General features: G+C 41.1%; 9 protein-coding genes. 7 read left to right on the forward strand and 2 right to left on the reverse strand.

The annotated features are described in order from the left end of the window. Positions 1-187: 187 nt before the first annotated feature. Positions 188-1210, reverse strand: a complete 1023-nt coding sequence (locus JMY00_RS02980) for a tetratricopeptide repeat protein (protein ID WP_201556015.1) — start codon at positions 1208-1210, stop codon at positions 188-190. A 693-nt stretch (positions 1211-1903) separates the two neighbouring features. Between JMY00_RS02980 and JMY00_RS02990 the strand changes: the two genes are divergently transcribed. From JMY00_RS02990 to JMY00_RS03015, 6 genes are all read left to right on the forward strand, one after another. After that, positions 1904-4276 carry a class I SAM-dependent DNA methyltransferase gene (locus JMY00_RS02990; RefSeq protein ID WP_201579076.1) on the forward strand — a complete coding sequence of 791 codons (2373 nt, stop codon included), beginning with the start codon at positions 1904-1906 and terminating at the stop codon, positions 4274-4276. Continuing rightward, positions 4276-5577 (forward strand): restriction endonuclease subunit S, encoded by a 1302-nt coding sequence (locus JMY00_RS02995; RefSeq protein ID WP_201579077.1) that lies wholly within the window; start codon positions 4276-4278, stop codon positions 5575-5577. Before JMY00_RS02990 ends, JMY00_RS02995 begins: the two co-directional genes overlap by 1 nt. A 66-nt stretch (positions 5578-5643) precedes the next feature. Next, a complete protein-coding gene (locus JMY00_RS03000; protein WP_201579078.1) occupies positions 5644-6402 on the forward strand; it encodes a hypothetical protein in 759 nt (252 codons plus the stop codon). A 167-nt stretch (positions 6403-6569) separates the two neighbouring features. Further along, positions 6570-7292: a hypothetical protein gene (locus tag JMY00_RS03005; RefSeq protein ID WP_201579079.1), complete on the forward strand. Its 723-nt coding sequence runs from the start codon at positions 6570-6572 to the stop codon at positions 7290-7292. A gap of 216 nt (positions 7293-7508) precedes the next feature. Then, on the forward strand, positions 7509-10811 hold the full coding sequence (locus tag JMY00_RS03010; protein ID WP_201579080.1) for a type I restriction endonuclease: 3303 nt from the start codon (positions 7509-7511) through the stop codon (positions 10809-10811). 27 nt (positions 10812-10838) lie between these two features. Beyond that, positions 10839-12023 (forward strand): hypothetical protein, encoded by a 1185-nt coding sequence (locus tag JMY00_RS03015; RefSeq protein WP_201579081.1) that lies wholly within the window; start codon positions 10839-10841, stop codon positions 12021-12023. A 28-nt stretch (positions 12024-12051) separates the two neighbouring features. On the opposite strand, the gene JMY00_RS13665 is transcribed toward JMY00_RS03015, so the two are convergent. Next, on the reverse strand, positions 12052-12177 hold the full coding sequence (locus JMY00_RS13665) for a hypothetical protein (RefSeq protein ID WP_265088204.1): 126 nt from the start codon (positions 12175-12177) through the stop codon (positions 12052-12054). 459 nt (positions 12178-12636) lie between these two features. Here JMY00_RS13665 and JMY00_RS03020 point away from each other — a divergent pair, with 459 nt between their 5' ends. Beyond that, positions 12637-13422: a hypothetical protein gene (locus tag JMY00_RS03020; RefSeq protein ID WP_201556008.1), complete on the forward strand. Its 786-nt coding sequence runs from the start codon at positions 12637-12639 to the stop codon at positions 13420-13422. Positions 13423-13652: the final 230 nt, after the last annotated feature.

A 13652-nucleotide genomic window follows, 5' to 3' on the forward strand; every position in this document is an offset into this window, starting at 1 on the left:
AGTTAAGTGTTTGTTTGCTAAATGATTAATTAGTATTTTCTCTTTAGCGTGTACATCACAGTGTACACTTTGATAAAACCTTAACTTGATAAATCAACCTCCTTAATCGGAGGTTTTTTTATGTCCTAAGATAATTATTTTGATCACCTATTTTTCTACATAGTCAAATCTGATTGTAGTTGTTACTTTAGTTTATAATCCGATAATTATTGCAACTTTCTTGATCACCATTCTGACAAGCTTTGCCAAACCATTCTTTAGCTAGAACTTTATTTCGAAGCACGCCTATACCGTTTTTATACATCATGCCAATGTTGAATTGAGAATTAATATGTCCTTGATGAGCAGATTTTTGATACCACTCGAATGCCTTTGCATAATCCAGAGGCACTCCTTCGCCATTATTATACATTGAGCCAAGATTAAATTGAGATATCGCTTCTCCTTTATTCGCTGCTTTCTCAAACCAGTATTTCGTCTTTGCATAATCTTGACGTACACCCTCGCCCTTTCGGTACTTTGCTCCAAGATTGGTTTGAGCATTTACAAATCCTTGTGTAGCTGCTTTTCGATACCACTCAACGGCTTTAATATGATTTTGAGGCACGCCATTACCTTGATCATATATTAAGCCAAGGTTGTACTGAGATGCAGCTTCTCCCTTATTAGCTGCTTTCTCAAACCAGTATTTTGCTCGAATATAGTTCTGAAACATTCCTCCACTTTTATAGTATATTGTGCCAAGGTTAGACTGAGCTGCAGTAAAGTCTTTATTAGCGGCTATCTGATACCATTCAACGGCTTTGATATCGTTTTGATGTACGCCTTCTCCCATGTGATATAAATAACCCATGTTGTATTGAGCCTGTGTATCACCCTGATTAGCAGCTTTTTCAAACCAATATTTTGCTTTTGCATAATCTTGATTCACACCTTCACCTGTATGATACATTACACCAAGATAGGATTGTGCTTCAGCCTTACCTTGGCTTGCCGCTTTCTCAAACCAATATCTTGCTTGAATATAATCCCGATGCACACCATCGCCTGTCACATACATATATCCAAGATTGTGTTGTTCTACAGCATCACCTTGATGCGCTAAATATTGGGTATTGTTAAAATCTAATGCCATGGCTGGTAGGGATAGCATTATAGATACTAAAAAAATAATCAAATTACTTGTAGCTGGATGTTCGAAAATACTCATGAGGCATCTCTACTAGTTTATCCTAAGACTTATTATTCTATAAGCGGATTCAACCCATGCTTGCTCACTAGAATAACCGTGTAATAAGGGGTCAAAGTCCAAGCTATTATTTTCGAAAACTGTTGTCGCTAGATCATTTGCTAGTATATATTCAAGGTCTTGAACTAAGCTATTTAATATCTTTATATTTTCATTACTCGCGAAACGTACGAGTACTTCTTTATCACTAACTCTAGGGTCAGAGTACTCTGTCCACCACTCTTGATAGAAGTAGGCATTCATTAGATATGTAAATGTATTACTCATAACGTCCCATAGTCCATTATCTTTGTAATCGTCACTTTCGTCACGCTTCCATGTTTATATCGTCACTTTATGATTTTACCTAATCAGTAGTATATGCATAAGTATTTGTATTGTATGATTAAATTTTCAATAAATAGCTTTTTTATATGCGTAAAACAGGCCTCTAGGGGTGACGAAAAATGACGAAAACACCGTTATATAAGGATAAGGCACTATGAATAGTATCTATGCTATCTTTATATTGATTTGATTTTTATCAACAACACCTGCCATGTCTGTAACTCACCTTTAAATCTGATATAGTTTTCAGTATCATACTGAACATTTATTTATTCTAGCTCTTTATAGTAGCATTCAATCTTGCCCAACAAACAATAAGACAACTCCATGACCAAAAATTTCTCTCAAACAGCGGCTTTCATCTGGTCTGTCGCTGACCTATTGCGCGGTGACTTTAAGCAGTCTCAATACGGTCGCATCATTTTGCCATTCACACTATTGCGCCGTTTAGAGTGCGTATTATCAGAGACCAAAGACGCTGTGGTTGCTGAGAGCCAACGTATCGCTGATATGGGTCTGCCAGAGGAAGCGCAAGAGAAGTTCTTGATACGTGCCAGCAAGCGACCTTTTTACAATACCTCGCCGATGGATCTGAGCAAAATGGGTCAAAGCGATATCAAAGATAATCTAAATACTTACGTGCAATCCTTCTCTAAAGACGCGCGCGAGATATTTGAGCACTTTAAGTTTGAAGAGTTTGTCGGACAGCTGGCCGATGCCAATTTGCTCTATAAAGTGGTGCAGAAGTTCGCCACTACTGATCTTAGCCCTGACGCTATCTCTAACCATGAAATGGGCTTTGTGTTTGAAGAGCTGATCCGCCGCTTTGCTGAAAGCTCAAACGAGACCGCAGGGGAACATTTCACCCCGCGCGATATCGTGCGCTTGACCACGTCACTGGTATTTATGGAAGATGATGATGCGTTGACCAAAGACGGCATTATTCGCACTATTTATGACCCTACAGCGGGCACAGGTGGCTTCTTATCCTCTGGTATGGAGTACGTGCTAGAGCTGAACCCTGACGCGGTCATGCGTACCTATGGGCAAGAGCTAAACCCTGAGTCTTATGCCATCTGTAAAGCCGATATGCTGATCAAAGGGCAAGAGGTGAATAACATTAAGCTGGGCAATACTTTGTCTAGTGATCAGCTGGTCGCTGAGAAGTTTGACTACATGCTATCGAATCCACCGTTTGGGGTAGATTGGAAAAAGATATCAGGTGAGATCAAAGACGAGCACGAGCAAAAGGGCTTTGACGGTCGGTTTGGGGCTGGCTTGCCGCGCGTGTCTGATGGATCGCTATTGTTCCTGATGCATCTGATTAGCAAAATGCGTCCGATTGTCAGTAACGAGCAGGGTAGTGACCAAGAGGCTAGTAATGGTCAACATAGCAATCAAGGCAGCCGTATCGGTATTATCTTAAATGGGTCGCCGCTATTCACAGGTGGCGCAGGGAGTGGCGAGAGTGAGATTCGCCGTTATATCCTTGAGGCTGATTTACTAGAGGCCATCATCGCCCTGCCTACTGATATGTTTTACAACACGGGTATCGCTACCTATGTATGGGTATTGAGCAATAAGAAAGCGCCTGAGCGTAAAGGTCACGTGCAATTGATCGATGGCAGTAACCTATATGGCAAGATGCGTAAGTCACTTGGCTCTAAGCGTAATGAGATGAGCGATGATGATATCAAGACCATTATCCGTAGCTTTGGTGACTTTGAGGTGGTTGATGCGCGTGTGCTAGATAAGCCTGAAGAGGTGAAGTCTAACCGTGGTCGTCAGTCTGCCAATCCTAAAACTGAGCCTGCTAAGACCTTTACCAGTAAGATATTTGCCACTCATGAGTTTGGCTATCGCCGTATCACCATTGAGCGTCCGCTACGTCTATCGGCCCAATTATCTGATGATGCGATAGAAACCCTACGTTATGCACCGAAACCATTTGATATGGTCATGCCAGCGCTGTATGAGGCATTTGGTAGTGAGTGGACGACTGACAGCTACGGCGACTTGTCAGCGGTTACGACTGAGGCGCGTGCGATGATTAAGGCGGATTTTAGCGAGCTAAAAGAAAAGCAAATCAAAGATGTGCTCGACTCTACAATATGGCAGGATCAGCTTAAGATCATGAATAAAGCCAAAGCGTTGCAAGCGGCAATCGGTAAAGATCAATTCGATGACTATAACGAGTTTGAAAAAGTGTTTAAGCAAGCGTTAAAAGACGCTGAGGTTAGCTTAGACACCAAAGAGAAAAAGCAGCTGATGGATGCGATCACTTGGAAGAACCCTGAGGCAGAACCCGTCATCAAAAAAGCGGTCAAAGTTGCCAATCCGCTTTATGGTGCATTTAGCTATAAACCCACTAATTCCAACAAGCCAGCCAAAATAGTAGAGTTCCAAACAGACAGCGACCTACGCGATTATGAAAACGTACCGCTCAATCCTGACGTGACGACCACTGAGCTGATTGAAAGCTACTTCACCCGTGAAGTACAGCCGCATGTGCCTGATGCGTGGATAAATAGCGACAAGACTGATGCTATTGATGAAGAGGTTGGCATTGTGGGCTTTGAGATACCCTTTAACCGTCATTTCTATGTGTATGAGCCACCACGTTCGCTGGCTGAGATTGATGCGGACTTGGATGCGGTTAGTAGCGAGATTATGCAGTTATTGGGTGAGGTGCATTCATAATGGCGAAGTATAAGCAATATGATGAGTATAAGGATTCTGGGGTTGAGTGGTTGGGGGAAGTTCCTAGCCATTGGGAAGCTAAGAGACTGGGGCAATTCTTCAAAGAACGTCGTGAAAAAGTTAGTGATAAAGACTATGCGGCGCTGTCAGTTACTATGAAAGGAATTGTTCCTCAATTAGAAAATGCTGCAAAAAGTGATGCTGGAGATAATCGAAAATTAGTTCTAAAAAATGACTTCGTTATAAATAGTCGTTCAGATAGAAAAGGTTCGTCTGGTACATCGCCGTTCGATGGTTCTGTATCGTTAATTAGTATTGTTTTAGAGCCTAGAGATATCTCGCCTAGCTTTGTACATCATTTACTTAGGAGTTATCCATTTCAAGAAGAGTTCTATCGTTATGGAAAAGGTATCGTTGCTGATTTATGGAGTACAAATTCATCTGAAATGAAAAATATATTAATACCTAATATACCTATAGATGAACAAACCCAAATCGCCAGCTTCCTCGACTATGAAACCGCCCAAATCGATACCCTAATCGAAAAGCAACAAAATCTTATCCAACTGTTAAAAGAAAAGCGCCAAGCGGTCATCAGTCATGCGGTGACTAAAGGCTTAAACCCTGACGCATTGATGAAAGATTCTGGTGTTGAATGGTTGGGGGAAGTGCCTGAGCATTGGGATATCGTAAAGCTTAAATGGAAAGCTAGCACGACGAGTGGAGGTACTCCAACTACTTCAAAGTATGAGGATTATTATGAAGATGGTGATATACCTTGGATTCGTACTACTGACTTAAATAATGACAAGCTAAATGAAACGCCAATTATGATTACACCAAAAGCAGTTAGAGATAGCGCATGCTCTCTATTGCCTAAAGATAGTGTGTTGATAGCTATGTATGGTGGTGCTGGCTCTATTGGGAAACATTCATTATTAAATTTTGAATCTACTATTAATCAGGCTGTTTGCGGTGTGTTGCCGAGTGAAGCTTTTGTACCTGATTACTTACATCGCTTCTATGAGTTTTATCGTCCTTTTTGGATGATCGGTGCAGCGGGAACAAGAAAAGATCCCAACATCGGTCAAGATAATATTAAAGAAGCTAGAGTTCCGATACCACCATTAAGTGAACAGCACCAAATAGCTGATTACCTCGATAAGATGCAAAGTCATTTTGATGCCTTAACTGAAAGTGCAGAAAAAGGCATTCAACTGATGCAAGAACGCCGCACCGCTTTAATATCAGCCGCTGTTACGGGTAAGATTGATGTGCGGGGCTGGCGGGCGGCTGAGTAGCTGTAAATAGAGATTAAGCGCATATTGCGTTTGATAAACAAGAAAATCAATAAAAGGAGTTATATGATGAAAGCAGTTACCGTAGCAGCTCTATTGGCATCAATGGCCGTGACCACCATCGCCCAAGCACAGACCTATAAATGGCAAGATGATTTTTGCAGTATGCAGGGTGACTTTGATAGTAAAAAATATACCGCTAAGCAAATCAAGAATTCACATTTAGTATTAGAAAGCTTAACCAGATCAAATCTAGATAGCTTTTTTCCACCGATGGATATTGATGCGCTAGACAAGTTATCGATGAAAGACTTAGACAAGCTTACTGAAGAATATATAAAAGTTAAGAATAATATTGAACGACTTGATGTGGTGCCTGAAGCAAAAGGTTATAAGCAAGAGTTGGTCAAGTCTATTGACGGCGAATATAAACAAAATAAATTGACGATTTTGGGATATCTGAATCCCAGTGAGGCACTCAAGCAAAGCCCGCAAATGTGTAAAACTTATATTGAGCCGTTATTAAAGAATGAAACGGCTGTGCAAAATAGATGGAAGCAGTTTGTTGAAGAGCAAATTCAAGAACAAGCAGATATCACAGACGATGGTGGTAAGTATTACCGCAGTTTGGCTACCAAGCGCTATCAGGAAGAAAAATCCAGCAACCCTACTAAGTACGCCAAGATAAACTTGGTTACTTTTGGTTTTGGTAATTGCGTCAATGAGCAGGTCTATCATGCTGACTCTGATGAAGTGTTTAAAAATCAGCAAAAGCTCAATAAAACGTTATTTGGTAAAAGCTTTAAGCAGGTGTGTGATGAGCCTTAAAATTTGGATTACGTTTTTTAATGAAGCCTAATAAACCGCCCAACTCGTGCAAGTATGCCGCACCGCTCTAATATCTGCTGCTGTCACGGGTAAGATTGATGTGAGGGGTTGGGTTGCGCCCAAAAGCCGTTAAAATAAATACAGAAAACAATAAAAGGAATTATAGGGTGAAAAAGTTTACCGTAGCAGCTTTATTAGGCGCAATAGCGGTTACCACTAGCGCCCAAGCCGAAGTCTATCACTGGCAAGATGAGCTATGCGATAACCGAGGCGAGTTTGATAATACAAAGTATAGCGCTAAGCAAATCGAAAACTCACATTTTGTCTTCGACCATTTAAATAGCTCAAATCTAAATAGCTTTTTTCCACCGATGGATATTAATGACTTAGATACGCTATCTATGACCGACCTAGAAACACTGACTGAAGAGTATAAACAAGTTAAGCATAATGTTGAACGACTGGACGTGGTACCCGAAGCACAGCGCTACAAGCAACAGCTCATTAAGTCTATTGATGGGGAGTATAAACACAATAAGCTAACTATTTTGGCTTATTTAGAACCCATACAAGCTATGCGGCAGAGTCCATTGATGTGCAAGCAATACATCGAACCCTTTTTTCGTAACGAAACCGCCGTACAGGATAAATGGCAGCAGCTGGTTGAAAAACGCGCGTTAACAAATAGCTATGCCATGTCCCGTTATCAAGATGAGAAAGCCAGTAATCCTGCCAAGTATGCCAAAATTGACTTGATTACCTTTGGCTTTGGCAATTGCGTCAATGATCAGGTCTATCATGCCGACTCCGAAAAAACCTATATCTATCGGCAACAACTGAATAAAATAGTGTTTGGTGAGAGTTTGACCAAGGTTTGTGCTGAGCCTTAGTTTGCGTAGGCTGCGGCTTTAGCCCAGCAGTCAGGTTTTTTGCTAGGCTAAAGCCTAGTAGAGTGCATGTCATGCACCCACAAGATATAGGCTAAAAGTAAGATGAATCCTAATCAACAACTTAGTCAAAATTAAATACCGTATTGACGAGGCTTATCTAAAAGTTCGGTGCTTAAAAACCCTCTACACCAATAAACTAATAATAAGAACCATGCCATGACTCAAACTAGCACTGCTACTAACGCACACAACGTCACTTACGAATCTGTCTTCCAAGCCGATATCGTCAACCAAATGCAAGCGCAAGGCTGGCAAGTAGGTCATGCCAGCGGCTATACGGCTGAGACCGCACTATATGAGCAAGACGTGCTGGATTTTGTGCAGACAACTCAGCCGCAAGAGTGGCAGAAGTTTTGCCGTACTCATCCTATCGATTCTGAGCGTCACTTTATCGCTGCATTGGTTAAGCAGCTGAATAAAGCGGATGAGAATGCCACCGATAAAGCCTCGCGCACCTATGGCACCTTGGGCGTACTGCGTCATGATCTCAAGATCCGTAACGCGCGCTTCTCTCTGTGTCAGTTCAAGCCTGAGCACAACCTAAACCCTGAGACTATGGCACGCTACAAGGCCAATATCTGTAGAATTGTCCCTGAGGTCGTGTATAGCCCACATGCCAGCGTAAAGGGCAGTCCAAAAGGCGAAACAGATAGTAAAGTCGCCAAGCGTAACCGTATCGATATCGTGCTATTCGTCAATGGCATACCCGTTGCGACAATGGAGCTAAAGTCTGAATTTAAGCAGTCGGTTGATAATGCGATTAGCCAGTATAAGAAGACCCGCCTGCCAAAAGACCCCGATACGGGCAAGCCTGAGCCGCTACTGACGTTTAAGCGTGGCGCACTGGTTCACTTCGCGGTCAGTCAGTATGAAGTCTATATGACCACACGGCTAGCAGGAGACAGTACTTATTTCTTACCGTTTAACAAAGGCACCAGTAATGGTGGCGCAGGTAATGATATCCCTGACGATATCAGCCAATATGCCACTGACTATCTATGGAATGAAGTGCTCACGCCAGAGAACTTACTCGCCATCCTCGGCCACTTCATGCATTTGCAGATCGATGAGGAAGAGGACGCGATTGGCCGCAAGTCCAAAAAGGAGACCATGATGTTCCCGCGCTATCATCAGTGGGATGTGGTGACCAAGTTGGTTAATGCTGCTGTGTCTGAAGGCGCTGGACAAAAGTACCTCATTCAACATAGTGCAGGCTCGGGCAAGTCTAACTCTATCGCATGGACAGCGCACCAGCTCTCCACCTTATATAATGATCAAGGCGATAAGCAGTTTCACTCTGTCATTGTCATCACTGACCGTACCGTACTTGATGACCAATTGCAGGACACCATCTATCAGTTTGAACATGCTGATGGCGTGGTCGGTAAGATCAATAGAAAAGAGAGTGACGGCTCAAAGTCTGAACAGCTTGCCAGCGCACTGGTCAACTCACAGCCGATTATTATCGTCACTATTCAAACCTTCCCCTTTGTACTCAAAGCGATTGAAGATTCTAGCGTTTTAAAATCACGCCGCTATGCCATTATTGCCGATGAAGCACACTCTTCACAGACAGGCTCTACCGCACGCCAGCTCAAAGAAGTGTTGGTCTCAGGTGATACAGAGAATAATGCTGCCGAGAATGATGCACCGCTATCTAGCGAAGACATATTGGACGCCACATTAGCAGCACGCCGTAGCAGTCCTAACCTCAGCTACTATGCTTTTACCGCCACGCCTAAGCCAAAAACCATTGAGCTGTTTGGAAGGCTGCCCAATCCTGACTTGCCAGCCTCTAAAGATAATCTGCCAGCCGCTTATCATGTCTATTCTATGCGCCAAGCGATTGAAGAAGGCTTTATTCTAGATGTGCTTAAAAACTACACCAACTACAAAGTGGTCTATCAGCTCAAGCAAAAGCTGGCCGCCGCTGATGATGAAGTCGATGCTCGCCATGCCAAGATTAAGCTCAATAACTGGGTGCGACTCCATGAGCACAATATCGCCCAGAAGGTTAAGATCATCATTGAGCATTTTAATGACAATATTAAAGGCTTATTAGGTGGCCAAGCCAAAGCGATGGTCGTGACAGGCTCACGTAAAGAAGCGGTACGCTATAAGATCGCCTTTGATAACTATATCGCAGAGAATGGCTATCATCGTATCAACGCCATGGTCGCCTTCTCAGGTGAAGTTACTTTCAATGATAATGATCCTGATAGCGGCGCATTACTTGGCGAGAAGTTCACCGAGCACAATATGAATATTGGGTTAAAAGGCCGCGATCTGCGTAAAGCTTTTGACAGTGATGACTACCAAGTGATGCTGGTGGCTAACAAGTTCCAGACAGGCTTTGACCAACCCAAACTGTGCGCCATGTACGTGGATAAGAAACTGACGGGCGTGGACTGCGTACAGACCCTCTCACGGCTCAACCGTACCTATAAGGGCAAAGCAGAGAGTGGTACGTTTGTACTCGACTTCTTTAATGACCCACAAGATATCCTTGAAGCCTTCCAGCCATACTATGAGACTGCAACCTTAGCAGATGTCTCTGACCCTGATCAGGTGTTTGACCTTTACGAGAAACTGCGTGCCAGCGGTATCTTCTTATGGCATGAAGTTGAGCAATTTGTTGAAGCATTCTATAGCAAGAATAAGTCTAATGCCGCTATCAGTAATATCTGCAAGCCAGCGGTTGAGCGTTGGCAGAAACGCTATAGTCAAGCACGTGAACAAGCCAAGTACGCCAAGGACATGCTTGAGCGTACCAAAGCCACAGGCGATGTGGTCCTAATGACCAATGCTGAGAATGACTACAAAGGTTTTAAAGCCGATCAAGACGCGCTAGAAATCTTTAAAAAGGATTTAGGCACCTTTACCCGTCAATATGAGTTTATGTCACAAATCGTGGACTATGATGACAAAGAGTTAGAGAAGCTGAGCCTATACGCGCGTAACCTACAGCCGATGCTACGTGAAAGCGTGGACAACGAAGATGACGTCGATCTAAGTAACATCGTCATGAGTCATTACCGTGTCTCAAAGCTGCACCAGCAAGACCTAAAACTACAAGAAGGTAGTGGCGAGCTAGAAACTGGCGGCGGTGCTGGCACGGCCACGCCTAAGGACAAACAAGAAGCGCTACTGTCTCAGATTATTGATAGATTAAATGAAGTTTTTGCTGGTGAGGACTTTACCGATAAGGACAAAGTGAACTTTATGAATACCATTTGGGATAAAGTCACTGAGAACGAGATCGTGGTTAAGCAGTTCACCAATAACAGTGTTGATCAGATTATGCTGGGCGGTTATCCCAATGCTGCCGAGGACGCTATGTTTGATGCCAAGGGTACATTTGAAGACATGACCATGCATCTACTGTCTAACCCGAATCAGTTTAAGCAGTTTATTCGATTGATGCTTGATACGAAGTTGGGTGCTGAGGTTTCAGGATAGGTTATACAGAGAATAAAGGTACATAGTATGACAGATAAAAACATTAATCTTTGCGACACTGAGGATAAGAAGCAGCGTTATGCTTTTAACATGCTGCCGACTTATTTCATTACTCAAATGGGATTTGATTTCCAAAATATAATAAAAGATCTTACTACAAACTTGTCAAAAGACCCCAGTAAACAGCGGTTTCAGATAGCAAAGATATTTAACGACCTGATAACTACATCAGTAGACCATTATATAAATATACAAGACATTAACCTTGATAAAGAGGAAATATCAGCTGATTCTTATCAGATGCTACTACGGATTATGGGTGTAATGCCTGATAGCAAACTGTATGAACATGCAGAGATCATTGATGCTTGCTCTAGTCAAAAATTGTGTCATACAGTAATAAATCAGTTCAAAGATTATTTGTACTACGAGTTTAGTTATGAAAGTGATGATCTTCATGTAGGCATGAACGCAGAGAGTTTTTATACGCATTTATTACTGAGTTTTATAGCACATATCGACGCTTATTTTTATCATGATGAATGTTCATTATCAGTCAATCCAATTAGTTTGGGTTATCTTTTTCAAAAGAAGCCAGATCCGAGTAAATTACAGTATGACTCAGAAACTCATAAGTTTGTTTCATTCGGCAAAAAAGGTAGTCTATTTACCCGTACATCTCGTACTTTTTTACAATGGATGCAAACTTGGTTTTATTTCAAGCAACGACAAGAGATGCCAAAAAGTCTAAAAGGTATAACTAACGAGATCAAATGGCTGGCTGATGACCCAGAGGGTAAGCTTGAATACTATATTCGCCGAACCAGTGAAGGTAAATGGATTACTTTGAAGGATTTATATTGGTTATCAGGTATTAAGGATAAGGCTGATGAGGAGGTTCGTGACTCGCTTAGTACTTGGCAAAATGGTATTGTTAAATATCTCAAAAATGGTGCAGTTGATAGCTTAGCAGTATTAGACCATAACATTGTTGGGCTAGTCTGGTTAGTCTATGCTTTTTTTCAAACGCTGTATGAGAAAAGTGAAAAATCTGATAGTAATAGCTATATTTCCTATGATTGTTATTACGATTTATGGGAACCCATAACAGCTCACTACGAAAAAAATATTGACGAAAAAAAGAAAATATCGCGTGTTGAATGGCCAGACTTCATAAAGAAACAAGCCACATGTAATGAACACGTGGCCTGAATATAGCTGATAATTATGATCTAATTACCTATTTACCTGCTGGGTTATTGTCACGACCACCACCCGACGGGTTGCCTGTTGTACTCGGCCAGCCTGCACCTTGATTATTCTGACAGCAACAACGGCAGCAACAGCAGTGAAGACGATTTCTCATAATAATTACTCCATTAAATTTATAGTTTGGTTTGTATAGCCAGCTACTCACTGTCTATGATTAACATCATAATGGTTAATAACAATCAGATCTCCCACCGATCGGAGGTTTTTGGTCAAAAATCATACAGTCAGTTCGGTTATTAGTTAAAGTATTGAATACCAACAAAAAATTTACATTAGTAGGTATATCTATAGTTAAAGGAAGATGTGACTCAATAACCAATTTCTGCTTCCTCTTGATTCCTTTTTTCTTCTCTGATTCCGCTGTACCCATTATGAGTTAAGCGATAGGCTTGATCCCAATATTTAAAAAAGATCGTTTTTTAATTCCTAATTCGCTTGATTCTCTAGTTTTAATTTAACTATATCAGGTAGTATCAAACAGGAAGTACAGATATATACTTAAATGCAAATATTTTTAATACTCTAAACTTATCATTAATATAAGGACAGACATATGGAAAACTCGAAATCAGACATGCTAGAAACTGAAGTAAATACTCAGGCGCGACTGATAGACGATTCGGATATTGTGAGCCATGGTCACAACAAAGGTATGCCCCATCAAGTTGCTAATCTAATTCATAATGAATTTGTAAGAAACCCTAGCTATGACTTTTTAGATATGGAATTCCAGAATATGCCGAGAGAGAGGTCGCTAAGAACGAACAATTTTTATTTTAATGGTTATAGAGTCTCCCAAGATTACTATGGTCATGGGCCTTCTATTTATGCGGATAAAACAATATTAAGTCTGCCAGTCATGCTTCGTTTTTTTAACGTGACTCTTGATGTTGAAATTTTTGTATCATTAATGATGAATATGCTTAATCTTGAGAAATCTTTCGATGTTCCTACTATTATTAAAAATAGTGGTGACCCTATATGGTGCTTTACAGATGATGATTTTGCTAATTATGATAGAGAGATAATTAACGAGGAGGTTTTAATTCAGACTACAGCTCAATCTGAAAGTGAAATAACCGAAATGATTACAACTTATTGTCAGAACTACTCTATTGATAAGCATCACGACAACCCAGACCCAAACTATAACTGTGTAAAGCTTTTTGGAGCTGATGCTGAAGCATTTCGTTCGATACTTTCAGGCTATCTAAACTTTGAGGCTTGTCTCATTAATGGAGAAGATACGCAAAATAGATGGACTTATGAAAAGGTAGAAAATCTGGGGTATGCAATAAAACAGAAAATACTCTCTATTCATGAAAAGAACGAAGTATAAGAAGACTTGAATGTATGAAGTTAAAGGAGGTAAATAATAACTCGTTTATCTCCTTTTTACATATATTTTTATCTACCATAAAATACTTTATTAGTTATTGGTCTGTAGCCGTCCCTATTCTCTTATGCTGTTTAGGACATTTAGAACATGATAAGCAACCATTCATTCAAATTCTCGACTTGTTGAAAAACACTACGATGAGTAGGCATATTTAATACTAATTAAAATTG

Source organism: Psychrobacter sp. Pi2-52, from assembly GCF_904846705.1.
Lineage (GTDB): Bacteria > Pseudomonadota > Gammaproteobacteria > Pseudomonadales > Moraxellaceae > Psychrobacter.

What these genes read in the sequence shown, in the direction of transcription:
- JMY00_RS02995 (WP_201579077.1), top strand. Translation starts at nt 4,276, where the DNA reads ATGGCGAAGTATAAGCAATATGATGAGTATAAGGATTCTGGGGTTGAG.
- JMY00_RS13665 (WP_265088204.1), bottom strand. Translation starts at nt 12,177, where the DNA reads ATGAGAAATCGTCTTCACTGCTGTTGCTGCCGTTGTTGCTGTCAGAAT.
- JMY00_RS03010 (WP_201579080.1), top strand. Translation starts at nt 7,509, where the DNA reads ATGACTCAAACTAGCACTGCTACTAACGCACACAACGTCACTTACGAA.
- JMY00_RS03020 (WP_201556008.1), top strand. Translation starts at nt 12,637, where the DNA reads ATGGAAAACTCGAAATCAGACATGCTAGAAACTGAAGTAAATACTCAG.
- JMY00_RS03000 (WP_201579078.1), top strand. Translation starts at nt 5,644, where the DNA reads ATGAAAGCAGTTACCGTAGCAGCTCTATTGGCATCAATGGCCGTGACC.
- JMY00_RS02980 (WP_201556015.1), bottom strand. Translation starts at nt 1,210, where the DNA reads ATGAGTATTTTCGAACATCCAGCTACAAGTAATTTGATTATTTTTTTA.
- JMY00_RS03015 (WP_201579081.1), top strand. Translation starts at nt 10,839, where the DNA reads ATGACAGATAAAAACATTAATCTTTGCGACACTGAGGATAAGAAGCAG.
- JMY00_RS02990 (WP_201579076.1), top strand. Translation starts at nt 1,904, where the DNA reads ATGACCAAAAATTTCTCTCAAACAGCGGCTTTCATCTGGTCTGTCGCT.